A 23,423-nucleotide genomic window follows, 5' to 3' on the forward strand; every position below is an offset into this window, starting at 1 on the left:
GCGTACGCATCCTTTAACGACCTGTCCTGTGAGGCAGGGAAGGAGGCTGGCGCTTTGGCGCACGCTGACAGCAAGCCCCCGGCGGGTCACCCCATTGATCCCGCAGGACGAACCGTCCTCTCCGGCAACGAAATCGGCCGGTGCTTGCGGCGCATTGCCCACGAGATCCTCGAACACAACAAGGGCGCCGACGATCTGGTCCTGCTTGGCATCCCAAGCCGTGGCGTCGAATTGGCGCAGCGGCTGGCCGTGATCTTGTCCGAGGTGGAGGGCTGCGGTCCGATCCCGGTGGGCGCCCTCGACATCACCATGCATCGTGATGATCTGCGCAGCCAACCGACACGGGCGCCGATGCGCACCGTCATCCCCGAATGCGGCATTGACGACAAGGTCGTCGTGCTCGTTGACGATGTGCTGTATTCGGGGCGCTCCATCCGGGCAGCCTTGGACGCGCTCGTCGACCTGGGACGCCCGAAGGCGGTCCGGCTCGCCGTCCTCATTGACCGCGGCCACCGCGAACTGCCGATCCGCGCCGATCACGTCGGCAAGAACCTGCCCACGTCGCACAGCGAAAAGGTGCAGGTCCGACTGGCCGGCTTCGACGGCATACCCGATGTCGTGCGGATCGCCGGGGGCGATGAGCGATGACGAAGCACCTGATCAGCAGCGCCGACCTGACCCGCGCGGACGTCGAGGCAATCCTCGACACCGCCGCGTCCATGCACGATGTGCAGCGCCGCGAGGTCAAGAAGCTCCCCACCCTGCGTGGACGCACGATCATCAACTTCTTCTTCGAAGATTCCACCCGGACCCGATCGAGTTTCGAGATCGCTGGCAAATGGATGTCCGCGGACACCATCAACCTCTCGGCCAAAGGGTCCTCGACCTCCAAAGGCGAATCGCTGCGCGACAGCGTCCAGACCATCAACGCGATGGCCGTCGATGCCCTGGTGATTAGGCACAACCAGAGCGGCGCCTGCCAGCAGGTGGCCGGTTGGGTCGATGCGTCGGTCATCAATGCCGGCGATGGCACGCACGAGCACCCGACCCAGGCGCTGTTAGACGCCTACACCTTGCGGTCGAGGATAGGTGAACTCGACGGCAAGCATGTCGTCATCGTGGGGGATCTGACCCACAGTCGGGTCTTCCGCAGCAATGTCATCACCCTGAAAACCCTGGGTGCGCGCGTCACGGTCGTCGCACCGCCGACTCTCATGCCGTCGGGAATCGGATCGTGGTCCGCCACAGACGGATTCGCGACGTCCTGGGACTTCGATGAGGTGCTCAGCGGCGATGATCGTCCGGACGCTGTGATGATGCTGCGGGTCCAACGCGAACGGATGAGCGGGGGCTACTTCCCGACGCCGCGCGAATACACCGTCGGCTACGGCCTGACGCGGCCCCGGCTAACGAGCCTGCTGCAGCGCAATCCAGACGTGCTCGTCATGCATCCCGGGCCGATGAATCGCGGTTTGGAGATCAGTGCGGATGCCGCAGATGCGCCGTCCTCGGTCATTCTCGATCAGGTCTCCAGCGGGCTGGCCGTGCGGATGGCCGTCCTCTATCACCTGCTCGCCGGCGAAGGGAGCGCAGCATGAGCGACCTGCTGATCACCGGTGCCGTGGTCTGGAACGACCGCGAGGCGGGAGACCCACGCGAGCCACGCCCCGGTGAGCCGGCCGACCTACTGATTCAGGGCGGCGTGATCACCCAGTTCGGACGGGTTGATGCACCGCCGGGAATCCGCCATATCGACGCGGACGGCCTGTCCCTGCTACCGGGCTTCGTCGACCTGCATACGCACCTGCGCGAGCCGGGCCGCGAGGACACCGAGACCATCGCCTCGGGCTCGGCGGCCGCTGCCGCGGGCGGCTTCACCGCGGTCCTCGCGATGGCGAACACCTCGCCCGTCACCGACACCGCTGAGGCCGCGGAGCTGCTGTATGACCGTGGCCGCACCGTCGGGCTGGTCGACGTCATACCGGTCGGTGCCGTGACGAAAGGCCTTGGGGGAGAGGAGCTTGCCGAGCTTGGGCTGATGGCGCGATCCCGGGCTAGGGTGCGGCTCTTTTCGGATGACGGCTTGTGTGTTCAGGACGCGCGGGTCATGCGGCGGGCGCTGGAATATCTCAAGCCCTTTGACGGCGTGATCTCGCAGCATGCCCAGGATGCATCGCTCGCCGGCGCCGGTGCGTGCTGCCATGAGGGCGAGATCTCTGGCCGGTTGGGGCTTCCGGGGTGGCCGGGTGTTGCCGAATCGGTGATCGTCGCGCGCGATGTCCACCTGGCTCGGCACACGGATTCACGGGTGCACATCGCGCACGTCTCGAGCGCCGAGTCGGTCGAGATCATCCGGTGGGCCAAAGATCGTGGGATCAAGGTGACGGCCGAGGTCACCCCACACCACCTCGCGCTCGGGACCGAACTGGTGGCCAGTTACGACCCGACGTTCAAGGTCAACCCGCCGCTGCGACCGAGCGAGGACCAGGAGGCGCTGCGGAATGCCCTGGCCGACGGCACCATTGATGCGGTGGCGACGGACCATGCCCCGCACGCCCGTCACGACAAGGAGCACGCTTTCGAGGCGGCGGCCTTCGGGATGCTGGGGCTGGAAACGGCCTTTTCCGTCGTCCACGACATGATGGTGAAAACGGGTCGGATGACGATGATCCACCTCACGCGCCGGATGTCTCGCAATCCGGCGCGCATCGCCGGTCTGGACGGCCACGGCCGAGGCATCGGTGTCGGCCGGCCGGCGAATCTCGTGCTCGTCGACCCGCAGCGTGTCGTGACCGTCGACCGCGCCGCCTCGAATTCGTTGTCCCGCAACAATCCTTGGCACGGCCTGAGCTTCAAGGGCGCCGTGCACGCGACCATCTTGCGCGGCGAAGTGACCGCGATCGACGGAAAGGTGCAACACCCGTGAGTGGTGCGTCCACGGCATACGAGCCGGCAGTCCTGGTGCTCGAGGACGGCCGGCGATTCACCGGCCGGGCGTTCGGCGCGCGCGGCACGACGGTGGGGGAGGCGGTCTTCAACACCGGAATGACCGGCTACCAGGAGACGCTGACCGACCCCAGCTATCACCGGCAGGTCGTCGTTATGACCGCGCCACACATCGGCAATACCGGGTGGAATGACGAAGACGATGAGTCGAGCCGGATCTGGGTGTCGGGTTTCGTCGTACGCGACCCGGCCCTGCGCCCCTCGAACTGGCGCTCCTCACGATCCCTCGATGCCGAACTCGCAGCTCAAGGGGTCGTCGGGATCAGCGGCCTCGACACGCGGGCGCTCACCCGGCATCTGCGCGAGCGAGGCGCCATGCGTGTCGGGATTTTCAGCGGAGCCGACGGCGAGCTGAGCGCCAAGGACCAATTGGATATCGTCGCCGCTTCGCCCCAGATGAGCGGCTCTGCGCTCGCGCCAGAGGTCAGCACCGCGCAGCCGTATGTCGTTCCGGCCGTGGGCGATCGGCGCTTCACCGTGGCCGCGGTGGACCTCGGGATAAAGGCGATGACACCGGCCCTGATGGCGGAGCGCGGCATCGAGGTCCATGTGCTTCCGGCGACCGCGACCTTCGCCGACATCCACGCGATCAACCCCGATGGCGTCTTTTTCTCCAATGGGCCCGGTGACCCCGCGACCGCCGAACATGAGGTCGGCGTCTTGCGCGAGGTCCTCGCCGCGCGCATCCCGTTCTTCGGCATCTGTTTCGGCAACCAACTCCTCGGCCGGGCACTGGGTTTCGGCACCTACAAACTCCGTTACGGCCACCGCGGCATCAACCAACCGGTGATGGATCTCGGCACGCGCAAGGTCGAGGTCACTGCGCACAACCACGGCTTCGCCGTCGACGCACCCATCGGGGAGCCGGTCGCGGCGCCGGCCGACCCCGCATACGGACGGGTCCGGGTCTCCCACGTCTGCCTCAATGACGATGTCGTCGAGGGGTTGGAATGCCTTGACCTGCCGGCCTTTTCGGTGCAATACCACCCAGAGGCGGCGGCTGGCCCGCACGATGCCGGATACCTCTTTGACCGCTTCGTCACCCTCTTGGAAGGGGAGCGCTGATATGCCGCGCAGGACCGATATCTCCAGCGTCCTGGTGATCGGCTCTGGTCCGATCGTCATCGGCCAGGCCTGCGAGTTCGACTACTCCGGCACCCAGGCCTGTCGGGTGCTGCGCGAGGAGGGCATCCGCGTCATCCTCGTCAACTCGAATCCGGCGACGATCATGACCGATCCCGAGTTCGCCGACGCCACCTATGTCGAGCCGATCACCCCCGAGGTGATTGAGAAGATCATCGAAAAGGAACGGCCCGACGCCGTCCTCGCCACCCTCGGAGGCCAGACCGCGCTCAACGCCGCGATGGCGCTGCACGAACGGGGCATCCTCGCGAAATACGACTGCCCGCTCATCGGTGCCAATGTCGAGGCGATCCAACTTGGTGAGGACCGCGAGAAGTTCAAGGGCGTCGTGGAGCGCTGCGGGGCGGAGTCCGCGCGGTCCGTCATCTGTCACACGATGGACGAATGTCTCACGGCTGCAGCGGAATTGAGTTATCCGGTTGTCGTTCGACCGTCCTTCACCATGGGCGGGCTCGGCTCCGGCTTCGCGTATGACGAGAGCGACCTGCGCCGAATCGCCGGCGCGGGACTGCAGTACTCGCCGGTCACCGAAGTGCTCCTGGAGGAGTCGATCCTTGGCTGGAAGGAGTACGAGCTCGAGGTCATGCGCGACCACGCGGACAATGTCGTGGTCGTCTGTTCCATCGAGAATCTCGACCCGATGGGCGTGCACACCGGCGACTCCATCACCGTGGCCCCGGCCCTGACGCTGACCGACCGTGAGTACCAACGGCTGCGCGATATCGGCATCGACGTCATCCGCGAAGTAGGTGTCGACACCGGTGGCTGCAATATCCAATTCGCCGTCGACCCCAAGACTGGCCGGATCATCGTCATCGAGATGAATCCGCGCGTATCCCGTTCCAGCGCACTGGCTTCCAAAGCCACAGGCTTCCCGATCGCCAAGATCGCCGCCAAGATGGCGATCGGCTACACACTGGACGAAGTGCGCAATGACATCACCCAGGAAACGCCGGCCAGCTTTGAGCCGACGCTCGATTACATCGTCGTCAAGGTGCCCCGATTCGCCTTTGAGAAGTTCCCGTCCGCCGACACAACCCTGACGACAACGATGAAGTCTGTCGGGGAGGCCATGTCGCTCGGTCGGTCTTTCACCGAGGCGCTGCAGAAGGCCTTGCGGTCCATGGAGAAGTCCGGCTCCTCGTTCCACTGGGACGGCGAGGCCCCAACGGGCGCGGATCTCGAAGCCTTGCTGCTCGATATCGCCCGGCCCACGGACGGGCGCATCGTCGGCGTCCAGCAGGCACTGCGCGCCGGAGCCAGCGTTGAGCAGGTGCACGACAGCACCGGCATCGACCCGTGGTTCCTCGATCAGATCGCGCTGATCAACGAGATCGCCACCGACCTCGCCGCAGCCCGTCAACTCACGCCCGAGCTGCTCCGCGAAGCAAAGCGACATGGCTTCTCCGACAAGCAAATCGCCGCAATCCGCGGCATGAGTGAGGATGTCGTCCGCGGGGTTAGGCACGCCCTCGGTGTCCGTCCCGTCTACAAAACGGTCGACACGTGCGCGGCCGAGTTCGCGGCGCGCACGCCCTACTACTACTCCGCATACGACGAGGAGAGCGAGGTCGAGCCCCGCGAACGCGAGGCGGTCCTCATCCTCGGCTCCGGCCCCAACCGGATCGGTCAAGGTGTCGAGTTCGACTACTCCTGCGTCCACGCCAGCTTCGCGCTGCGTGATGCGGGCTATGACACGGTGATGGTCAACTGCAATCCCGAGACCGTCTCCACCGACTACGACACCTCCAGTCGGCTCTACTTCGAGCCGCTGACCCTTGAAGATGTCCTCGAGGTCATCCATGCCGAGCAGCAGGCCGGCCCGGTTGCCGGCGTCATCGTGCAGCTTGGCGGGCAGACGCCGCTGGGCCTGGCGCAGAAGTTGAAGGACGAGGGCGTCACGATCGTTGGCACCTCTCCCGAGGCGATTCACCTGGCCGAGGACCGTGGCGCGTTCGGCCGCGTGCTCGCGGCAGCGAATCTTCCTGCGCCGCAACACGGAATCGCGTTCAGCGCCCAAGAGGCCGTCGATATTGCCACCCGGATCGGCTACCCCGTGCTGGTGCGGCCGTCATACGTCCTCGGCGGGCGCGGCATGGAGATCGTGTATGACGACACGACCCTCTCGGAGTACGTCACCCGCGCGGCCCTCGCCTCCCCGGAGCAGCCGATCCTCATCGACCGCTTCCTCGACGACGCGATCGAGATCGATGTCGATGTGCTCTATGACGGCGAGGAAATGTTTGTCGGCGGGATCATGGAACACATCGAGGAAGCCGGCATCCACTCCGGCGACTCGGCGTGCACGCTGCCGCCGGCCACCCTCGGTGCGCAGGAACTCGACCGGGTCCGGCGCAGCACGCTCGCCCTCGCCGAGGGGATTGGCGTCCGCGGCCTGATGAATGTGCAGTTCGCGCTCGCCCACGACGTTCTCTATGTGCTGGAAGCCAATCCGCGCGCCTCGCGCACCGTGCCCTTCGTCGCGAAGGCGACGGGGGTGCCACTGGCGAAGGCCGCGGCGCGCGTGATGCTCGGGTCCCGGATCGCGGACCTTCGCGCGGAGGGCCTGCTGCCGCCGGTGGGCGATGGCGGGAAATTGCCGACCCACGCGCACTTGTCGGTCAAGGAGGCCGTGCTGCCCTTCAAGCGCTTCCGCACCGTCGACGGCACGGTCGTCGATGCCCTGCTCGGGCCGGAGATGCGCTCCACCGGTGAAGTCATGGGCATCGACCGCACCTTCGGGTCGGCTTTCGCCAAGAGCCAATTGGGCGCGACCACGGGCCTGCCGGATAGTGGTCGGATCTTCGTCTCCATCGCCAATCGCGACAAACGCGCCATGATCTTCCCGGTCATGCGACTCCAGGAGCTGGGCTTCACCATCGTCGCGACGACGGGCACGGCGGATGTGCTGCGGCGCAACGGGATCGACGCAGAAGTCGTTCGCAAGGTCAGCGAGCGATCGCCTGGTGATGTCAGCATCGTCGACGAGATTCTCGCCGGGACAATCGACATGGTCGTCAACACCCCCTCGGGCGCCAATGCGCGGGAGGACGGCTACAAGATCCGGCAAGCGACCACCGCGATGGATAAGCCGATCATCACCACGGTCCAGCAGCTCGGCGCCGCCGTCCAGGGCATCGAGGCGGCGCGCAAAGACACCCTGAGCGTGAAGTCTCTCCAGGAGCATGCGCGCGACCTCGATCTCTACGGGACCGGGCTCGCGCAATGACCACGACTTCCGGCGATCGCCTGCACTCGGTCCGCGCGGAGGTCATCGCGGCCGCCGCGGCGGGCGACTACCGCCACCTCGTGGTCCTCGCCCCCGAGATCGCCGCGGCAGCGCGCCCGGGACAATTCGTTGCGCTGGCTGTCGGCGGAGAAACCTCGGGTCTGCTGCTAAGACGCTCGTTCTCGATTCACCGCGTCGAGCCCGACACGGGCACGGTCGAGATTGTCGTCGCGGATGCCGGGCCCGGAACGCGGTGGATCACCCGGCTCGTTGCCGGGGAGGCGGTCGAGGTCCTTGGGCCGCTCGGCGTGCCCTTCCCGGTCCCCGACGAGCCGACCCCGTGTGTCTTGCTCGGTGGCGGCTATGGCTCCGCACCGATGTTCTGGCTGGCAAAAGTCCTGCAGGACAAGGGCTGCCACGTTGATCTGGTCCTCGGCGCGGCCACCCAGGACCGGCTCTTCGGTGCCGACCTGGCGGATCGGGTCCCGCTCACCGTGACGACCGACGATGGCTCGGCTGGCATTACGGGCCGCGTCACCGACCCGCTCTCGGATCTCCTGCGCACGAGCGGGGCCACCCTGGCCTACGCGTGCGGGCCGATGCCGATGCTGCGCGCGGTGACGCAGGTATGCCGTCCCCTTGGCGTGACGGCCTATGTCGCCGTCGAGGAGTCGATGGCTTGCGGCATCGGAGTGTGCATGACGTGTGTGCTGCCCGTTGTTGGGGCGGACGGTGTCACCCGCATGAGCCGGTCCTGCGTCGAGGGCCCGACCTTCGACGGCGCGCGCGTGCGCTGGGAGGCCATCGCCGACGGGCGGGTGGCCGTGCCCGATGACTGCCTCGGTTCCCCCGCGAGTCTCGCAGCGCTCAATCACGCGGCAGCACAGGGGAGTTCGCGATGACTGTGGATCTCACCACCGATCTCGGCCACGGGGTGCTGCTGCCAAATCCGGTGCTCACCGCATCGGGATGCGCCGCCAACGGCAAGGAATTGCACCGGCTCGAGGACATCGCGAAGATCGGCGCCTTCGTCACCAAATCGGTCAAGCGTGACCCGCAATCCGGCCGCGGCACTCCGCGCATGGCCGAGACACCGAGCGGCATGCTCAACTCCATCGGGCTGCAGGGCCCCGGTATTCACGCTTTCGTCGAACACGACCTGCCGTGGCTGCGCTCAGTCGGCGCGCGCGCCATCGTGTCCATCGCGGGGGAGAGTTCCGCGGAGTTCGCCGAGGTGGCGCGCGCTCTCGTGGCGGCCCCCGATTTCGACGCCACCGTGGCGGCGATCGAGGTCAATATCTCGTGCCCGAATGTCGCGAACCGCGGACTGGTCTATGCCTGCGATCCCGCGAGTTCTGCCGAAGTGCTGCGCCTCGTCGTCCCCGAAGTCCCGCGCAGCACACCACTATTCGCCAAACTGACCCCGGATGTCACAGACATCACCGTCATCGCGGAAGCCGCACTCTCGGCGGGTGCGCAGGGCCTGACGATGATCAACACCCTCCTCGGCATCCGCATCGACACCGAGCGGATGCGACCGCACCTGTTCGGTCTGACCGGCGGCCTGTCCGGACCGGCCATCCGCCCGGTGGCCGTGCGCGCGATCTGGCAGGTGTATGCCGCGATGCGGGCGGGCCGCATACCCACCGCCCCCATCATCGGTGTCGGGGGAGTGCGGACCGGGGAGGACGCCCTCGAGCTGACCCTCGCCGGCGCCAGCGCGGTCCAGGTGGGCACCGCGATCTTCAACGATCCGCTCGCACCCTGGCGGGTGGCCCGAGAGCTGGGCGACCTGCTCCACGCACGCGGCATACCCAGGTATGCCGATGTCGTGGGCGTGGCGCATGACCACTAATCGGATGAGATCACCTAGGAGAGGCCCATGACGGACGGCACTTCGATGGCTTTCGGGGCGCGGCTGCGCGTGACGATGGACACGTTCGGCGCCGTGTGCGTCGGGATTGACCCCCACCCGGAACTGCTCACCAGCTGGGGCCTGCCGGTCTCCGCGGCGGGCGTGCGGGCCTTCGCGCAGACCTGCGCCGAGGCCTTTGCAGGACGCGTCGCGGCCGTCAAGCCGCAGTCCGCCTTCTTTGAGGAATATGGCAGCGCCGGCATCGCTGTGCTGGAAGAGATCCTGCCGATTTTCCAGGCAGCCGGGACGCCGGTCATCCTCGACGTCAAGCGCGGCGATATCGGGTCGACGATGGCGGGTTATGCCCGCGCCTATCTCGCGGACCAGGCGCCGCTCGCGTGTGATGCCATCACCGTCAGCCCCTATCTAGGTTTCGGATCGCTAGCTCCTGCAATGGATCTCGCTCAGCAGACAGGCCGAGGGCTCTTTGTGCTCGCGTTGACCTCCAATCCCGAGGGCCGGTCGGTCCAGCATGTCGGGGGGGCCGGCGCGAGCGTGGCGGGGGCCATCGTGACCGGGGCGGCCGAGGCCAATGCACGTGCTGCCGGGCGGGGGGAGTTGGGCAGCATCGGGCTCGTCGTCGGAGCGACCGTCGGCTCGGCCGTGCGGGACCTCGGAATCGACCTCGCAGCGGCCAACGCCCCCATCCTGGCGCCGGGCTTCGGGGCTCAAGGCGGCACCGCCGCTGAGGCCGCCGCGGTCTTCGGCGCGGCCCTGCCGAATGTCCTGGCGGCCAGCAGCCGTGAGGTGCTTTCGGCCGGTCCGGACGTGGCCGCCCTGCGTCGTCGAGCGGAAGCGGCGCGGATTGTCTAATATCGCGTCACCACCACACTTCGGGGTGGTGACAGGGGCCCTCTTCCGGGGTCCCTTTCCGTTGATGAGAGGAGTTGAGCGTGGCACTCCCCCCGCTCACCGCTGAGCAGCGCGCCGCTGCTCTGGAAAAGGCCGCCATCGCCCGCCAGGAGCGCGCCGCGGTCAAGAACCGGCTCAAGCATGCGAGTGGCTCGATCGCTGAGGTGATCGAGGAGGGCCGCACCAACGACATCATCGGCAAGATGCGCGTGTCCGCCTTGCTCGAGTCGATGCCAGGCGTCGGCAAGGTCCGTGCTGCCGGCATCATGGACGAGCTCGGCATCAGCCCGAGCCGCCGCGTTCGCGGCCTCGGTGCCAATCAGGCCGCCGCGCTGCGCGATCGCTTCTCGACGACCTGACCATCCTGCTGACGAACTCACCCACTCGGGCAGCTTCGGTGCTTCGGCCCCGAGCCGCCCGCGCGGGTGGAGTTCGTCGTCTGCGAAGTGCCGCAGCGGGCCGGAGCACCCGCCGGCACTTCATACACTGACCCCATGACTTCGGGGCGCCTGACCGTGCTGGCCGGGCCGACGGCCGTCGGCAAGGGGAGCGTGTCGGCATACATCCGAGAGCAGGTGCCCTCCGTCTGGCCCTCGGTCTCGGCGACAACCCGGCCGCCGCGGCCGGGCGAGATCGATGGCGTGCACTATCACTTCGTCGACGATGCCGAGTTCGAGCGGATGCTCGCCGAGGGCGAGCTGTTGGAGTGGGCGGTCGTGCACGGCCGGGCGAAATACGGGACCCCGCGCGGTCCGGTCTTGGCGGCGATTGCCGAGGGCCGTTCACCCCTGCTGGAGATCGACCTGCAGGGCGCTCGGCAGGTGCGCCAGACCATGCCCGAGGCGCTCTTCGTCTTCCTGGCCCCGCCGAATTGGGAAGAACTGGTGCGCCGCCTCGTCGGCCGGGGCACCGAATCCGAGGCCGAACGCGAGCGTCGACTGGACACCGCGCGGGTCGAACTGGCCGCCGTCCGGGAGTTCGATGTGGTCATCGTCAACGATGATGTCGAGCGCGCGGCCCGCGAACTCGTATCATTGATGGATTCCCCCGTAATCGAGTGAGACGGTAGTCACTGTGTCCGGAACCCTCCCGAACCCCACCGGGATCACCAGCCCGCCCATCGACGACCTGCTGCAGCACGCCGACAGCAAGTACGCCCTGGTCATCTACTCCGCCAAGCGGGCCCGCCAGATCAACGCTTACTACTCCCAGCTCCAAGAGGGCCTGCTGGAGTATGTCGGGCCGCTCGTCGACTCTCAGATGCACGAGAAGCCGCTCTCGATCGCGCTGCGCGAGATCAACGAGCACATGCTGACCTCCGAGCCCGTCGACGCCTGATCGGCGCACACGCCTCGTGAACATCGTTCTCGGAGTCGGGGGCGGCATCGCCGCTTACAAAGCGGCGCTGCTGCTGCGTCTGTTCACCGAGAACGGCCATAGCGTCACTGTGGTCCCCACGGCCGCCGCCCTGAACTTCGTCGGTGAGCCGACATGGGCTGCCCTGTCGGGCAAGCCCGTGCACACCGATGTATGGAGTGCGGTCGAGCAGGTGCCGCACGTGCGGATCGGCCAGAGCGCCGATCTGGTCGTGGTGGCGCCGGCGACGGCCGATCTGCTGGCTCGCGCCGCCGCCGGGCTGGCTGACGATCTGCTGACCAACACCCTGCTCACCGCGCGCTGCCCCGTGGTCTTCGCGCCCGCGATGCACACCGAGATGTGGGAGCACCCGGCCACCCAAGCGAATGTCTCGACGCTGATCGAGCGGGGAGCACACGTCATACCCCCGGCCTCGGGGCGCCTGACCGGCGCCGACACCGGCCCTGGCCGCCTCCCCGAGCCCGAGGCCATCTACGCCGTCTGCGCCCACCTGCTGGCCGCTCGGGGCGAGTCCCACGCGTCACACATTTCTCTCCGGATGCCGGAAACTGGAGGTTCGGGTGGCCTAGAAAGTCGCCCGAACCTCAACTTTCCGGCATCCGGAGAGAAATGGGAGACGGCGGCGCCCGGGGATTACACCGGCTGGCGGGTGCTCATCACGGCCGGCGGGACGCGGGAGCCGCTGGACCCGGTGCGCTTCCTCGGCAATCGCAGTTCGGGCAAGCAGGGGTATGCCCTCGCCGCCCGGGCGGCCGCGCGTGGCGCTCTCGTGCGGCTGATCAGCGCCAATGTCAGCCTGCCGACTCCCGAGGGCGTTGAGATCGAGCGGGTTGAGAGCGCGCTGGAGATGCAGCAGGCGGTGCGCGAGGACGTCGGCTGGGCCGATCTGGTGATCATGGCGGCGGCGGTCGCGGACTTCCGGCCCGCGGCATACGCCGAGAACAAGATCAAGAAGACCCATGACGCGGCCGACCCTGAGGCGGCGCCGATGATCGCCTTGGAGCGCAATCCCGACATCCTCGCGGGACTCGTCGCCGACCGCGGCGAGGCGACCAAACCCGTCATCGTCGGCTTCGCCGCCGAAACCGGCGAGCCCGGACGCTCGGTGCTGGAACTGGGTGCCGAGAAGCTGGCCCGCAAGGGCTGCGATCTGCTCGTCGTCAATGAGGTCGGCGCCGAAAAGACTTTCGGCCAGGACGAGAACACCGTGCACATCCTGCGCGGCGATGGTCAGCCCGGCCTCGATGCCGGCCCGGCCAGCAAGGATGAGATCGCCGACGCGATCCTCAACCTCGCTATCAAGGTCATGGCCTGACCACGTCTCGGGCGTGGTCACTGATCCGGTGCGCCGACGCCGCGACATAGCATCACCAGCAGTTCGCGCGTCCCGCCGACCCCGGCGCCCGCGACGCACCATCACCAGCCGCTGAAGGAGCCAGGGTGTCCGCTGCCCGCCTGTTCACATCCGAATCGGTCACCGAAGGCCACCCGGACAAGATCTGCGACCAGATCTCCGACTCCATCCTCGACGCCATGCTCGAGCAGGACCCGCGCAGCCGCGTGGCCGTCGAGACGATGGTCACCACCGGCCTCGTGCACGTGGCCGGCGAGGTCTCCACGGAGGCGTATGTCGAGATTCCCCGCCTCGTGCGCGACCGCATCACCCGCATCGGGTACGACTCCTCGACCAAGGGCTTCGACGGAAACTCCTGTGGGGTGTCGATCTCGATCGGTCAGCAGAGCCCGGATATCGCCCAGGGCGTCGATGATGCCTATGAGGCGCGCACCGGCACCGTCGACGCGCTCGACAAACAGGGCGCCGGCGACCAGGGTCTGATGTTCGGTTATGCCTGCGATGACACCGCCGAACTGATGCCGCTGCCGATCTATCTCGCGCACCGCCTCGCCGAGCGCCTGACGGCCGTGCGCAAGGACGGCACCGTCGCCTACCTGCGCCCGGACGGCAAGACGCAGGTCACGATCGAGTATGCCGGTGACCGCGCCGTCCGCCTCGACACCGTCGTCGTCTCCACCCAGCACGCTGACGGGATCTCGCTGGAGGAATTGCTCGGCCCGGACATCGAGGAGCACGTGATCGCCCCGGTGCTGGCGGACCTCGCCGCGGCGGGCACCGAGCTGGACACCTCCGCATACCGCAGCCTCATCAACCCCACGGGCAAGTTCGTCATCGGCGGCCCGATGGGCGATGCCGGCTTGACCGGCCGCAAGATCATCGTCGACACCTATGGCGGCATGGCTCGCCACGGCGGCGGCGCCTTCTCCGGCAAGGACCCGTCGAAGGTCGACCGGTCCGCGGCCTACGCGACCCGCTGGGTGGCCAAGAATGTCGTCGCGGCTGGCCTCGCGCGCCGCTGCGAGGTGCAGGTCGCCTATGCGATCGGCAAGGCGCAGCCGGTGGGGCTGTATGTCGAGACCTTCGGCACCGAAAGCGCGCCCGTCGAGAAGATCCAGTCCGCGATCACCTCCGTCTTCGACCTGCGGCCCGCCGCGATCATCGATGACCTGGACCTGCTGCGCCCGATCTACCTGCCCACCGCGGCCTATGGTCACTTCGGCCGGACCTCGGCAGAAGGCGTCGAGAACGCCTTCACCTGGGAGCGCACCGACCGGGTCGAGGAATTGCAGCGCGCGGTCGCCGGCTGAGGCCTGTCGGACCCGCCGACTACATTCGGTGGGTATGACGCAGCGGCCGAGCATCGAGGGCACGGGGGAGACCTCCGTGCCCTCTGCCGTGCCGCCGGTTGACGTCGCGCGTCCCGTTGCGGCCGTGCTCGTCGAGAGCGGATTGCCGCACCTAGACCGGGTTTTCGAGTATGCCGTGCCTCCCGACCTCGACGAGCTCGCGCAGCCCGGGGTGCGAGTGAACGTCCGGTTCGCTGGGCAGGAGTTGCGTGGGTATGTCGTGGAGCGGCGGGCCGAAGCGGAGCACGATGGCCGGTTGGCGCCGCTGAAGTCGGTGGTGGCGGGGGAGGCGGTGTTGACCCCGCCGATATTGGAGCTGGCTCGTGATCTGGCGGCGACACACGCCGGGGTGACGGGCGATGTGCTGCGCCTGGCGATCCCGCCGCGACACGCGCGGGCCGAGAAGGCGCTGGCCATGGAGCCGCCGGCGCTGGACCCCTTGCCGGTGGCGGCGCTGGGGGATGGCGCGTGGGCGAACTACCGTGGCGGATCGGCCTTTCTCGAGCACGTGAGGGACGGGGCCGCGGTCGGTGCGGTGTGGTCGGCGCTGCCGGTCGCGGGGGATCCGGCCCGTGATTGGCCCGCTGCCTTTGCGGCGGCGGCGGCCGCGTGTGTTGCGGGTGGGCGGGGTGCGCTGCTCGTGGTGCCGGACCATCGAGACCTTGAGCGGCTGGACGCCGCGGTGGGCGGGGTGCTCGGGCCGGGCCGGCATGTGCGGCTCAGCGCGGATCAGGGGCCGCAGGCGAGGTATACCGCGTGGTTGAAGGTGCTTCGTGGTCACGTGCCCGTCGTCATCGGGACACGGGCGGCGGCCTATGCCCCGATGCCCGATCTCGGGCTCATCGCGGTCTGGGACGACGGGGACGATCTGTATGACGAGCCCCGCGCGCCCTATCCGCATGCGAGGGATGTCGTCGCCAACCGGGCGCGGATCGAGGGCTGCTCGCTGCTCCTTGGTGCGTATGCCCGCAGCGTCGCCGACGAATCGCTGGTCGAGGCGGGCGTGCTGCAGCCGATCGTGGCGCCACGAAAGGCGTTGCGGGACAATGCTCCTCGCGTCGTCATCGCCGGCGAGGAGACGGAGCGGGAGCGCGATCCCGCGGCGACATCGGCCCGGCTGCCAACCCTGGCCTGGCGCACGGCCAAGGCTGCCCTGGAACGCGGGCCAGTGCTGATCCAGGTGCCGCGGCGTGGATATGTCCCGTCCTTGGCGTGCCAACAGTGCCGGGCCCGGGCTCGCTGCACGGCGTGTCATGGACCACTCGCGCTGTCCGGTGGCGGGCAGGTGGCGAGCTGCCGGTGGTGCGGCAGCGCCGCCAGGGAGTGGGAGTGCCCGGAATGTGGCGGGACTCGGCTGCGGTCGCTGGTGGTCGGTGCGCGGCGCACAGCCGAGGAGTTGGGCCGGGCGTTCCCTGGTGTGCCGGTCATGACGTCCGGCGGTGACGCGGTCCTCGCGTCGGTGCCTGGTCGACCGGCCTTGGTGATCAGCACCCCAGGTGCGGAGCCAGTCGCCGAGGGTGGGTATGCCGCCGCCCTCCTCCTTGATGCCTGGGCGCTGCTCGACCGGCCGGCCCTCGACGCCGCGCCCGAGGCATTGCGCCGCTGGATGGCGGCCGCGGCGCTGGTCCGGCCGGCTGCGGCGGGAGGGATGGTCGTGGTGACGGGTGTCTCGCCGGGGACCACTGCGCCGGCTCTCGAGGCCCTGATCCGGTGGGATGCGGCGTGGCTCGCGGCGGGCGAGTTGGCGGAGCGGCGGCTTTTGCACCTGCCGCCGGCGGACATCTTCGCCGAGGTTGTCGGCACGCGGGGCGCGCTGGAGGCCATCGCGACGCGGGAGGGCTTGCCGGCAGGCGTGACGGCATACGGCCCGACGCGGCTGCCTGGTGTGGGGCCGGCGGCCGGGGTGGGTCGCTCCGGAGCGGGCGGCGGGGATTCGGGTGATCTCGGTCTCGTGGTGCCATTTCGCTTGCTCCTACGCGCGCGGCCGCAGGATGTCGATGCCCTCGCCACCGTTCTACGACAGGTGCGGGCGGAGCGCAGCGCGCGTAAGGAGACCGACACCCTGCGCGTGCGGATGGGGGTGGCCGATGTGAACTGATGGTCGCTTCCGCAGCGAGCACGGTCGGTGTCATGCCGGGGCGGGGCGTAGAACTGCCGGACATCTAGACTCGACCGGTGTCGATTCAGCGCATCCGACTCTTCGGTGATCCTGTCCTGCGGACTCGGGCGAGTGAAGTCGTCGACTTCGACAAAGAATTGCGCACACTCGTCACCGACCTGACCGAGACCATGCTCGACGCTCCCGGTGCGGGGCTGGCGGCACCGCAAATCGGGGTATCGCTGCGCGTCTTCACGTACTGCGTCGACGGCATCGTCGGGCACTTGATCAATCCCGACCTGGTCCTCGGCGAGGAGGAGCAGGACGGCCCCGAGGGCTGCCTCTCCTTCCCGGAGCTTCGCTATGACACCAAGCGCGCCCTCAATGTCGTGGCGCGCGGTCAAAACATGTGGGGCGAGCCGGTCTTCCTCGAGGGCAGCGAATTGTTGTCTCGGGCGATCCAGCACGAAACCGATCACCTCGACGGGGTGCTCTTCATCGACCGGTTGGACCGGGAAACCCGCAAGCTGGCGATGAAGGCGATTCGCGAGGCTGACTGGGGAGCCGACGGAGCGCCGACCGTCAAGGTCTCGCCCCACTCGACCTTCGGATTGGGCCTGTGATGCGGCTGATTTTCGCGGGGACTCCCGAGGTCGCCCTGCCGTCCCTGAATGCTCTCGTCGGCTCGGCGCACGAGGTGGTGGCCGTCATCACACGACCCGATGCGCCGTCGGGCCGCGGGCGGCGCATGGTCCCGTCGCCAGTCAAGGCGCGGGCGATGGAGTTGGGCATCGAGGTCTGGGAGCCCCTGCGCCTGAAAGACCCCGACTTCCTCGATCGGTTGTCGGCGGCCGCGCCCGACCTCTGTCCCGTCGTCGCCTATGGCAACCTCATCCCGCAAGCCGCTTTGGACCTGCCCCGGCAAGGCTGGGTCAACCTGCACTTTTCGCTCCTGCCGGCATGGCGCGGCGCGGCCCCGGTCCAGCATGCCGTGATCTCGGGCGATCAGATCATCGGCGCCTCGACCTTCCAGATCGAGGCAGGCCTAGACACCGGCCCGGTCTTCGGAACGCTCACCGAGACGGTGCGACCGACAGACACCTCCGGCGACCTGCTCGGACGCCTCGCCGACGCAGGAGCGGGCCTGCTGCTGGCCACCGTGGACGGCATCGCCTCCGGCGAGTTGGTGGCTGTGCCGCAGCCGGCCGAGGGTGTCAGTCACGCACCCAAGTTGACCGTCGAGGATGCGCGGATCGATTTCGCCCTGCCGGCAATGGCGATTGATCGTCGCATCCGCGGATGCACCCCCGCCCCCGGCGCGTGGACGACCTTCCGCGGCGAGCGCCTGAAGCTCGGACCGGTCACGATCGCGGCTGTCGGTGAAGGGGCCGTGGCGGGGTCACTGGCGCCGGGCGAATTGCGTGTCACCAAGAGCCAGGTCGAGGCGGGAACTGCCACCGGCCCCGTCGTGCTCGGCCAGCTGCAAGCTCTTGGCAAGAAGCCGATGCCGGCCGCGGACTGGGCCCGCGGCATACGTCCGGGACCCGGGGAACGGCTCGGCGCCTGAGAGACGCCAGCAGCGCGGTTTACTGGCCGGCGGCGTTGGCTTCCAGAGCCGGGCACTTTTGGCCCTTGGCGGGCGCGAGCACCTCGAAGTGCCAGTACTCATTGGCGTAGCGGCGGCACAGGCCGAACTTCACGCCATTCTTTTCCAACCACTTCGCGGCGGCATACGGCCCGACATCGACCGCCCCGCCCTTCACGTGCTCAGACTTGTCCGGCGGGAGCACCCAGCGGCTGGCGACCTCGGCCGAGCCATACTTGGTGATGGCCTCATCGAAGAGTCGCTGCTGGGTTGCCGCCGTGCGATAGCCCGACACGATGTTGATCGTGACGGCATCGGCCGCGGCTGCTTCGCGCGCTCGCGTGATGGCGCGGGTCAGCGCCGGCGAGAGGCCCTCAGTCCCCACATCGCTGCCCGTGGGGGCGTGAGACATCAGCTCGGCATCCGCGCCCGTCGGCGTGACATCCGCGGCGGACGGCTGGGTAGCGGGAGCGTCCTGTGCGGCGCGCTCCTCCAAGGCGTGGTGGTAGCTATTGATCGTCGCCGCGCCGATGCCGCCCATCGCCAGCAGCGGCACGCCGATGAGGGCGATGGTGGCGAGCAGCTTGTTGCGCTCGCGCCGGCGTCGCGGCGCGCCGAAGGTCGAGGTCACCTGGCGCTCGGCGGCCGGGTTGTAGGCATTCGCGTAGGGATCGCGCAGTTCGATCTCGTCGCTCGTGGTCGTCACGTCAACCTCCCGGTTCCGATGTGCACAGCTCAACGTATACCGAGTATGTATCGGTTCCCACGCGCCACGCCGATAACGGAACGACACCTCGACCTGGTTAGGCTCGGGCCTCGTGGATGAGGGATCGGGCGGCCCAAGGCGGCGCCAAGACACGCGTGGCGAGGACCGTCAGCGGCCGGACCGCAGCGGGCGCTCGGCCACCCGCCCCAGCGAGCGGGGCCGGACGGGCGATCCGGCGCGGCTCGCGGCATACACCGTGATGCGCCGGGTTGCTGACGGCGGCTACGCCAATCTCGAACTCCCACACGAGCTGCGGCGGCGGCGCTTGCGCGGCCGCGATGCGGCATTCGCCACCGAAATGACCTATGGCGCAACGCGATTGCGCGGTGTCTACGACGCGATCATCGAGATTGCCGCCGACCGGCCAATCGCCCGGATCGACGGGGGAGTGCTCGACACGCTGCGGCTCGGCGCGCACCAATTGCTGGGTATGCGGGTGCCGGTCCACGCGGCTGCCGACACCACCGTTGCGTTGGCCCGGCAGGTCAATGGTGCCGGGGCTGCCGGTTTGGTCAATGCCGTGATGCGCCGGATCAGTGAGCGGGACCTCGACGCGTGGCTGGAGGCGATCACGCCTACCGATGGTGAGGTGACGAATCGTCTGGCCGCACGGCACTCGCACCCGGAGTGGATCGCCAAGGCGCTGCGTCAAGCGCTCCTGGGTCACGGCGCATCCGACAAGGTGACCATCGACGCCGACCTCGACCGGCTGCTGGCGATCGACAATGTCCCCGCCGAGGTCAACCTCGTCGCCCGGCCCGGCCTGGTGACCGTCGACGACCTCGTTGGCGAGGGGGCGATCGTGCATCCGCACGTCGCCACGGCGGCTCTGCTTCCCGGCGGCGATCCCGGCGCCCTAGCAGCGGTCCGCGACGGTCGCGCGGCCGTGCAGGATGCCGGCAGTCAGGTCGTGGCCTTGACCCTCGCGGCGGCCCCGATCGAATCCGGCTCTCAGCACGAGCGCTGGCTGGACCTCTGTGCCGGTCCGGGTGGCAAGGCCGGCCTCCTCGCCGCGCTGGCCATCGAGCGTGGCGCCGACCTGGTGGCCAACGAGATCACGCCCCACCGCGCCGAGCTCGTCGCGCAGACTCTTGGTGCCGCCATGGACCGAGCCGCAAAGAGCGACTCAAAGATCGAGGTGCGCACCGGCGACGGTCGGGAGATCGGCGAGGACGAGCCGGCGGCATACGACCGGATCCTCATCGATGCTCCCTGCACGGGCCTCGGTGCCCTGCGCCGGCGTCCCGAGGCGCGGTGGCGCCGGACCCCGGGGGATCTGGCCGCCCTCGGGGTGCTCCAGCGCGAACTCCTCGGCAGCGCGCTCGACGCGCTCGCTCCTGGCGGGGTTGCGGTGTATGCGACGTGCAGCCCGCACCTCGCGGAGACCACCTTCGTCGTCGGGGATGTCCTGAAGAAGCGCCCGGATATCGAGCAGGTGGACGCCCGCCCGGTGGTCGAGGCCGTGACTTTCGGGTGGGCGGGGACGATGGGCTCGGGGCCGGCTGTCCAACTCTGGCCCCACGTGCACGGCACCGATGGCATGTTCCTGGCTGTGCTGCGCAAGCGCGCGTGACGGATACGCTTGCGGCCGTGCAGATCTCGCCCAGCATCCTGTCCGCGGACTTCGCCAACCTGCAAGCGGAGTTGGATGCCATCGCGAGCGCCGATTGGGCGCATGTCGATGTCATGGACGGGCATTTCGTCCCCAACCTGACGCTCGGGTTGCCGGTCGTGGAGCGGCTTGCTCAAGTCAGCCCGGCGCCGATCGACGCGCACCTGATGATCGAAGACCCGGACCGGTGGGCTCCGATGTATGCCGAAGCGGGGGCTTCGTCGGTGACCTTCCACATCGAGGCGGCCGCGAATCCCATTGCGCTGGCACGCAATCTGCGTGCCGCCGGAGCACGCGCGTCGATGGCGATCAAGCCGGGAACCGCTTTCGGGCCGTATGCCGATCTGTTGCCCGAACTCGACATGGTGCTCGTCATGACGGTCGAGCCGGGCTTTGGTGGTCAGGCCTTCATGTCCGATCAGATGCCGAAGGTTCGTGAGGTTCGCGAGGCCGTGAGGAGGTACGGCGGCGAGGTGTGGATCCAGGTCGACGGTGGTGTTTCCGCCCGGACGATCGAAGAGTGTGCGGACGCCGGAGCGGATGTCTTTGTCGCGGGTTCCGCGGTCTACAACGCCGAGTCGGCCTCGGCGAATATCGCGACGCTGCGTGCGCTCGTCGCGGGCCACGCGCACTGACGGTGACCACGTGGTGACGCGGCTGCTGGACGAGGTCGGCGTGGCGGCATACCTCACGGACCAACAGCTTGTCGGGTCGATGGTCGCGGGGGAGGAGGTGCGCGGTGTCGAGTTCGACGGGTGCGCCTTTGACGGCGGAGTGCTCGCCGGCGCTCTCCTGCTCGGCTGCACGTTCACCGAGTGCACCTTCACCGGCATCGACCTGGCGCGCGCCAGCGTGACCGATTCGACCTTCCGGGAGTGCCGCTTCGTCGAATCTCGGCTGATGGGCGTCAATTTCGCGCTCGCGCATGCCGGCGCGATCTCGTCAGCCTTCGCGTTCGAGCACTGTCGCATGGACTATGCAAGCTTCCACGGCCTGGGGTTGACTAGCTCGTCCTGGCACGGCTGCCGGCTGCTCGACGCCGACTTCGGCGAATGTGACCTGCGCAGAACGGATTTCGCGGGAAGCGACTTGTCGGGGGCAAGCTTTGCTGGCGCTGACCTGCGGGACGCCTCGCTCATCGGCGCGGTGAACTATGCGCTCGATGTGCGTGACGTGAAGGTCAAGGGCTTGCGCGTCGAGGCTTCCGGGGCCGGTGGCTTGCTGTCCGCCTTCGGGATCGTCGTCGACTGATGCATCGGGCGGATGACCCGCGTCAGGTTGTCCGCTCGTCCTCGCGCAGGTGCGGTGTCCAGTTGATCCGCGTGGCAATGGGCGTGTCGGGCCAGCGGGGGTCCTCGTGGAGCAGCGAGACGGCCGTGTTGTCGATATCGATCCACCCGCCGATCTGCTCGATGCGCAGGAAGGCCATCAGGAGGTATTGCGTGAAGTGCCCGTGCGTGACGAGAGCGATTGTTGAATCGCTCGGATGCTGTTGTCGCACAGCGTCAATGGCGGTCTTTGCTCGGTCGAGGACGGCGTCAAGCTGTTCCACCTCACCGCGCCACCAGCCCTGCTCATCGATCTCGTCGGCGAGCTGCAGCCGGGCGTACAAGGTGAGCAACTCCCTGCGGGACGCGCCCGGGTGCGGCCAGCGATCGCCGGTGTCGGGGTCCTCGTCGAAGGGTCCCGAGGTCTCGAAAATGTCGAGGTGGTGCAGGGGCAAGTCCACGGCGTCGGCGATCGGCGCCGCCGTCTGCACGGCCCGGGTCATCAGGCTGGTGTAGATCGCGTCGATCGACCAGGGTAGGACGCCGGCAGCGATGGCGTCGGCGAGCTTGCTCGCCTGTTCGTGGCCGCGCTCGGTGAGAGGGGTGTCGGGGTGGCGACCCGTGGACTCGCCGGTCTGCTGCCAGAGCAGGTTATTGCCGGACTGACCGTGACGGATGAGGACTAGGCGCATCCGGCCATTGTGCCGAAGGTGCCCCGGCCCACCTGGGAAGCAGCGTCAGGTGGCTGACGGATCCGCCACCCGCCCGACGAAGAGCGGAGCGTTCGTCGCGGTGTCGTGGATGACGAACAAGAAGGGCCTGTCGAAGACGACCTCACGCGGCGGCCCCGCGCTCCCCATCGACAGGGCGATCACGACCGCGGTGGCGGCGGCGGCCTCCGTGCCGACCTCGTCCACCGCGACATACGCCTCGTGCAGCACCGCCGCGATCTTGAGCCGCTCGGCGCGCGTGATGCCGGAGAAGTCGGCGCGGGTGTCGTCGAAGGCGTCCGGTATCCCGAGGCGAGTTAAGGTGTCATTGAGTCTGCTGGGCGATCGGAAAGTCCAGCGCGGCAGCACGATTCGTGCGCCGTGCCCGGCCTCTGCTGTCGTGAGATGGTCCAAGCCACCAGCGCTGAGCCATTCCGCGTGCGCCGCGGCTCCCGCATCGGCGGTCTTCACCAACGTCATCGCTAACTCCGCGCCGTGGTACGACATCCGGATCGCCTCCCACCCGGTGCCCGAGAGGTATGCGGACCCGTTGGGCGATCCGCTCATCATCGGCACCGAAACGCGGGAGCCGTCCTCGCGGGTGAACTCGCGGTCGCCAGTATCCGCTGTCTTGAACGGATCGGCCCACTGCGCCACGAACCGCAGCGCGTTCACGAGCACCAAACGCGTCTTGTCATCCAGAGCCCCTCAGGAATGAGCTCCGGAATGCGGGAGTCGGTTTCCTCGCTCACCCAGCCATTGATCGCTCGCCGGGCGGCCTCGGGCTGACCGTAGTCGACGGTGTGGACGGGGGCGCCATACCGGCGCGCCATCGCCTCGAGGAAGGGCTGCTCGATGGGGTACTTCGCTTGCGGCCAGAGCGAATTCGCGAAGGTCAGGACAATCTCGTAGGGCTCCGCGCCCTGTGGTGTGAAGCGGCCCGCCTTCTTGGCGAGAGAAGCAACGACGGCGCCGAGGTGCGCATTGGTCGTCGCGAGGTCCCCGTGCCGCAAGACGTCGAGCATCTGCGCGGCCGTGGTGCCCGCGCACCATTGACGGTCATTCCGAGGGCGATGGCGATCGAGGCCGGCGAGATCGCGAGATTTCCCTTCTGCTTCGACAACAGGTCGGCCAAGACCGCGGACCCGAATTGCCGCAG

23 protein-coding genes are annotated in these 23,423 nt (G+C 68.2%); 19 read left to right on the forward strand and 4 right to left on the reverse strand.

Annotated features, from left to right (window positions below):
• The first annotated feature begins 54 nt into the window (after positions 1-54).
• From pyrR to fmt, 16 genes are all read left to right on the forward strand, one after another.
• Positions 55-648, forward strand: coding sequence for a bifunctional pyr operon transcriptional regulator/uracil phosphoribosyltransferase PyrR (pyrR, locus tag ABD225_RS05220; protein WP_344082182.1), 594 nt, complete (start codon positions 55-57; stop codon positions 646-648).
• Positions 645-1,598 carry an aspartate carbamoyltransferase catalytic subunit gene (locus ABD225_RS05225; protein ID WP_344082184.1) on the forward strand — a complete coding sequence of 318 codons (954 nt, stop codon included), beginning with the start codon at positions 645-647 and terminating at the stop codon, positions 1,596-1,598. Before pyrR ends, ABD225_RS05225 begins: the two co-directional genes overlap by 4 nt.
• Entirely contained in the window at positions 1,595-2,926 is a 1,332-nt protein-coding gene (locus tag ABD225_RS05230; protein ID WP_344082186.1) for a dihydroorotase, read from the forward strand. The genes ABD225_RS05225 and ABD225_RS05230 overlap by 4 nt, the downstream gene beginning before the upstream one ends.
• Positions 2,923-4,071 carry a glutamine-hydrolyzing carbamoyl-phosphate synthase small subunit gene (gene carA, locus ABD225_RS05235; protein WP_344082188.1) on the forward strand — a complete coding sequence of 383 codons (1,149 nt, stop codon included), beginning with the start codon at positions 2,923-2,925 and terminating at the stop codon, positions 4,069-4,071. Before ABD225_RS05230 ends, carA begins: the two co-directional genes overlap by 4 nt.
• Position 4,072: 1 nt before the next feature.
• A complete protein-coding gene (carB, locus tag ABD225_RS05240; RefSeq protein WP_344082190.1) occupies positions 4,073-7,378 on the forward strand; it encodes a carbamoyl-phosphate synthase large subunit in 3,306 nt (1,101 codons plus the stop codon).
• A complete protein-coding gene (locus ABD225_RS05245) occupies positions 7,375-8,280 on the forward strand; it encodes a dihydroorotate dehydrogenase electron transfer subunit (RefSeq protein ID WP_344082192.1) in 906 nt (301 codons plus the stop codon). The genes carB and ABD225_RS05245 overlap by 4 nt, the downstream gene beginning before the upstream one ends.
• Positions 8,277-9,233 (forward strand): dihydroorotate dehydrogenase, encoded by a 957-nt coding sequence (locus ABD225_RS05250; RefSeq protein ID WP_344082194.1) that lies wholly within the window; start codon positions 8,277-8,279, stop codon positions 9,231-9,233. The genes ABD225_RS05245 and ABD225_RS05250 overlap by 4 nt, the downstream gene beginning before the upstream one ends.
• A 27-nt stretch (positions 9,234-9,260) precedes the next feature.
• Positions 9,261-10,106, forward strand: coding sequence for an orotidine-5'-phosphate decarboxylase (gene pyrF, locus ABD225_RS05255; protein WP_344082196.1), 846 nt, complete (start codon positions 9,261-9,263; stop codon positions 10,104-10,106).
• An 80-nt stretch (positions 10,107-10,186) separates the two neighbouring features.
• A complete protein-coding gene (gene mihF, locus ABD225_RS05260) occupies positions 10,187-10,504 on the forward strand; it encodes an integration host factor, actinobacterial type (protein WP_344082198.1) in 318 nt (105 codons plus the stop codon).
• A gap of 135 nt (positions 10,505-10,639) precedes the next feature.
• On the forward strand, positions 10,640-11,206 hold the full coding sequence (gene gmk, locus ABD225_RS05265) for a guanylate kinase (protein WP_344082200.1): 567 nt from the start codon (positions 10,640-10,642) through the stop codon (positions 11,204-11,206).
• Between the two features lie 13 nt (positions 11,207-11,219).
• The gene (gene rpoZ, locus ABD225_RS05270) at positions 11,220-11,483 is read left to right on the forward strand and encodes a DNA-directed RNA polymerase subunit omega (protein ID WP_344082202.1); all 264 of its coding nucleotides are present in this window, start codon (positions 11,220-11,222) and stop codon (positions 11,481-11,483) included.
• A gap of 16 nt (positions 11,484-11,499) precedes the next feature.
• Positions 11,500-12,837, forward strand: a complete 1,338-nt coding sequence (locus tag ABD225_RS05275; RefSeq protein WP_344082204.1) for a bifunctional phosphopantothenoylcysteine decarboxylase/phosphopantothenate synthase — start codon at positions 11,500-11,502, stop codon at positions 12,835-12,837.
• A gap of 125 nt (positions 12,838-12,962) precedes the next feature.
• Positions 12,963-14,186, forward strand: a complete 1,224-nt coding sequence (metK, locus tag ABD225_RS05280; RefSeq protein ID WP_344082206.1) for a methionine adenosyltransferase — start codon at positions 12,963-12,965, stop codon at positions 14,184-14,186.
• A 34-nt stretch (positions 14,187-14,220) separates the two neighbouring features.
• Entirely contained in the window at positions 14,221-16,323 is a 2,103-nt protein-coding gene (locus ABD225_RS05285; protein ID WP_344082208.1) for a primosomal protein N' family DNA-binding protein, read from the forward strand.
• A gap of 77 nt (positions 16,324-16,400) precedes the next feature.
• Positions 16,401-16,946, forward strand: a complete 546-nt coding sequence (gene def / locus ABD225_RS05290) for a peptide deformylase (RefSeq protein ID WP_344082209.1) — start codon at positions 16,401-16,403, stop codon at positions 16,944-16,946.
• Positions 16,946-17,890 (forward strand): methionyl-tRNA formyltransferase, encoded by a 945-nt coding sequence (fmt, locus tag ABD225_RS05295; protein WP_344082372.1) that lies wholly within the window; start codon positions 16,946-16,948, stop codon positions 17,888-17,890. The genes def and fmt overlap by 1 nt, the downstream gene beginning before the upstream one ends.
• A 19-nt stretch (positions 17,891-17,909) precedes the next feature.
• Here the strand turns inward: fmt and ABD225_RS05300 are convergent, their stop codons facing one another.
• The gene (locus ABD225_RS05300) at positions 17,910-18,614 is read right to left on the reverse strand and encodes a D-alanyl-D-alanine carboxypeptidase family protein (protein WP_344082211.1); all 705 of its coding nucleotides are present in this window, start codon (positions 18,612-18,614) and stop codon (positions 17,910-17,912) included.
• A 112-nt stretch (positions 18,615-18,726) separates the two neighbouring features.
• Between ABD225_RS05300 and ABD225_RS05305 the strand changes: the two genes are divergently transcribed.
• From ABD225_RS05305 to ABD225_RS05315, 3 genes are read left to right on the forward strand one after another with little or no spacing between them, the layout of a single operon-like run.
• Positions 18,727-20,247, forward strand: a complete 1,521-nt coding sequence (locus ABD225_RS05305; protein WP_344082213.1) for an RsmB/NOP family class I SAM-dependent RNA methyltransferase — start codon at positions 18,727-18,729, stop codon at positions 20,245-20,247.
• Between the two features lie 17 nt (positions 20,248-20,264).
• Positions 20,265-20,921: a ribulose-phosphate 3-epimerase gene (gene rpe / locus ABD225_RS05310; protein ID WP_344082215.1), complete on the forward strand. Its 657-nt coding sequence runs from the start codon at positions 20,265-20,267 to the stop codon at positions 20,919-20,921.
• A gap of 10 nt (positions 20,922-20,931) precedes the next feature.
• Entirely contained in the window at positions 20,932-21,537 is a 606-nt protein-coding gene (locus tag ABD225_RS05315; protein ID WP_344082217.1) for a pentapeptide repeat-containing protein, read from the forward strand.
• Between the two features lie 22 nt (positions 21,538-21,559).
• Here ABD225_RS05315 and ABD225_RS05320 read toward each other — a convergent pair whose 3' ends face one another.
• From ABD225_RS05320 to ABD225_RS05330, 3 genes are read right to left on the reverse strand one after another with little or no spacing between them, the layout of a single operon-like run.
• Positions 21,560-22,246: a histidine phosphatase family protein gene (locus ABD225_RS05320; protein ID WP_344082219.1), complete on the reverse strand. Its 687-nt coding sequence runs from the start codon at positions 22,244-22,246 to the stop codon at positions 21,560-21,562.
• A 45-nt stretch (positions 22,247-22,291) separates the two neighbouring features.
• Positions 22,292-22,945: a serpin family protein gene (locus ABD225_RS05325; protein ID WP_344082221.1), complete on the reverse strand. Its 654-nt coding sequence runs from the start codon at positions 22,943-22,945 to the stop codon at positions 22,292-22,294.
• On the reverse strand, positions 22,936-23,415 hold the full coding sequence (locus tag ABD225_RS05330) for a serpin family protein (RefSeq protein ID WP_344082374.1): 480 nt from the start codon (positions 23,413-23,415) through the stop codon (positions 22,936-22,938). Before ABD225_RS05330 ends, ABD225_RS05325 begins: the two co-directional genes overlap by 10 nt.
• Positions 23,416-23,423: the final 8 nt, after the last annotated feature.

This window comes from Nostocoides veronense, assembly GCF_039531185.1.
Lineage (GTDB): Bacteria > Actinomycetota > Actinomycetes > Actinomycetales > Dermatophilaceae > Nostocoides_A > Nostocoides_A veronense.

Excerpts from the sequence above, each read along its gene's own strand:
- ABD225_RS05225 (WP_344082184.1), top strand. The coding sequence starts at position 645 with ATGACGAAGCACCTGATCAGCAGCGCCGACCTGACCCGCGCGGACGTC.
- ABD225_RS05230 (WP_344082186.1), top strand. The coding sequence starts at position 1,595 with ATGAGCGACCTGCTGATCACCGGTGCCGTGGTCTGGAACGACCGCGAG.
- carB (WP_344082190.1), top strand. The coding sequence starts at position 4,073 with ATGCCGCGCAGGACCGATATCTCCAGCGTCCTGGTGATCGGCTCTGGT.
- ABD225_RS05245 (WP_344082192.1), top strand. The coding sequence starts at position 7,375 with ATGACCACGACTTCCGGCGATCGCCTGCACTCGGTCCGCGCGGAGGTC.
- ABD225_RS05250 (WP_344082194.1), top strand. The coding sequence starts at position 8,277 with ATGACTGTGGATCTCACCACCGATCTCGGCCACGGGGTGCTGCTGCCA.
- pyrF (WP_344082196.1), top strand. The coding sequence starts at position 9,261 with ATGACGGACGGCACTTCGATGGCTTTCGGGGCGCGGCTGCGCGTGACG.
- gmk (WP_344082200.1), top strand. The coding sequence starts at position 10,640 with ATGACTTCGGGGCGCCTGACCGTGCTGGCCGGGCCGACGGCCGTCGGC.
- ABD225_RS05285 (WP_344082208.1), top strand. The coding sequence starts at position 14,221 with ATGACGCAGCGGCCGAGCATCGAGGGCACGGGGGAGACCTCCGTGCCC.
- fmt (WP_344082372.1), top strand. The coding sequence starts at position 16,946 with ATGCGGCTGATTTTCGCGGGGACTCCCGAGGTCGCCCTGCCGTCCCTG.
- ABD225_RS05320 (WP_344082219.1), bottom strand. The coding sequence starts at position 22,246 with ATGCGCCTAGTCCTCATCCGTCACGGTCAGTCCGGCAATAACCTGCTC.